At 70.2% G+C, this 1,382-nt stretch carries 1 pseudogene; it reads right to left on the reverse strand.

The features are described 5' to 3' along the window. Positions 1-1,189: pseudogene (locus tag FKP22_RS30440) on the reverse strand (lytic transglycosylase domain-containing protein); the annotation flags it as partial. Positions 1,190-1,382: the final 193 nt, after the last annotated feature.

The raw sequence follows: 1,382 nt of genomic DNA on the forward strand, positions 1-1,382 counted from the left end.
GCAGCTTGCGGGCTTCCTGCCGGTCCACATTGCCTGCCTCGCCGGGCTTGGCCAGCGCCATCACCGCGCGGGCCCGCCAGTACTGCCAGACCGGCTCGTTGCGCTCGGTCGTGCCCATCGCCTCGATGTCGCGCAGCGCCAGTGTCCAGCGCTCGCTGCCCTGGCCCAGGCGCAGCGCACTGCGGGTCATCCAGCCCAGGGTTTCGTCGCTCCAGTCCGGGCGATCGGCCTCGCGCTTTTTCAGCAGGGAGAAGGCCTTCTTCTGCCAGTCCAGGCTGTCCGGGTGAAGGCCCAGCGCGCCTTGCCGGGCGACGATGGCCCAGGCCCACGCGGCCTGCTCGGGTGGCAGCATCGTGCCCCAGCGTTCGTTCAACTGCTTGGCGGCCACATCCACGTCACCAGACGCCAAGCGAGCAATGGCCAGCGCGCTGAGCCAGGCATGCGTGCCGTTGCGCGCGCTGGCCTTCTTTGCCAGGTACTTGGCCGGGTTGTCGAAGATCTCGCCCAGCGGCTTGACCACGTCGTCGCCCAGCAGGTTGGCGGTGTTGCGCGCCAGCTTCTGGCGGTTGTGTTCCACGGCGTGGCGCAGCTTGCGCCAGGCGTCGTCGCCGCTCAGCAGCTTGGCGTCGGTCAGCGTCTGCGCCAGGGCCTGGCAGCCCTCGTCGGGGCTGGTCTGGGCCATCCAGGCCCGACGCGCGCCATCGCGGATGTCGCGCCCTGCGGCGTATTCGGCCAGCAGCGCGTAGCAGGTCACCTCGCGATCGTCGTTCATGCGAAAACGCGGCTGGTCGCGGGTGAAGTTGGCCCAGTCGCGGCGGCGGCCGAGTTCCAGCAGCCAGTCGTTGCGCAGCCGGTCTTCCACATAGCTGCCCGGCCAGCGTGCATAAAAGGCTTCCACCTCGTCCACCCGCACTTCGCTGAGCCGGCCAGTCAGCTCCCAGTAGTCGACCCAGGGCGCCAGCGGGTGGCGGCTGTCCAGCACCTGCTGGCGCAGCGCGGAAAGCTTGAGCCGGTCACGCTTCACAAAGGCGTCGCGGGCCTGGCGGATGGCGTCGTCGCGGTCCTGCGCGGCCGCCGGGACGGCCATGGCCGCCGCGATGCTTGCGGCGATCAGCAGCAGCTTGGCCCAGGGGCGCGAAGCTGCGCGGGAATGAGGTATTCGGAACAGGCGGGACAGGGCGCGAAGCATCGTGCGGGCACTGTACCGCAGGGGGGTGGGCGAACCCTCGCTTCGGCAGGCGTGGTGCAGGGGCTTCAGGGCCGCCTCAACCACTCGCAAACACGGGCTGCGCTTCCAGCCGCGAGTGTCAGCCCCAGCGCGCCGTGGCCGGTGTTCAGCAGCAGGTTGTCCCAGGCCGGCACCGCGCCGATCAGCGGCAACC

It is taken from the genome of Ideonella azotifigens, assembly GCF_006519715.1.
Lineage (GTDB): Bacteria > Pseudomonadota > Gammaproteobacteria > Burkholderiales > Burkholderiaceae_C > Ideonella > Ideonella azotifigens.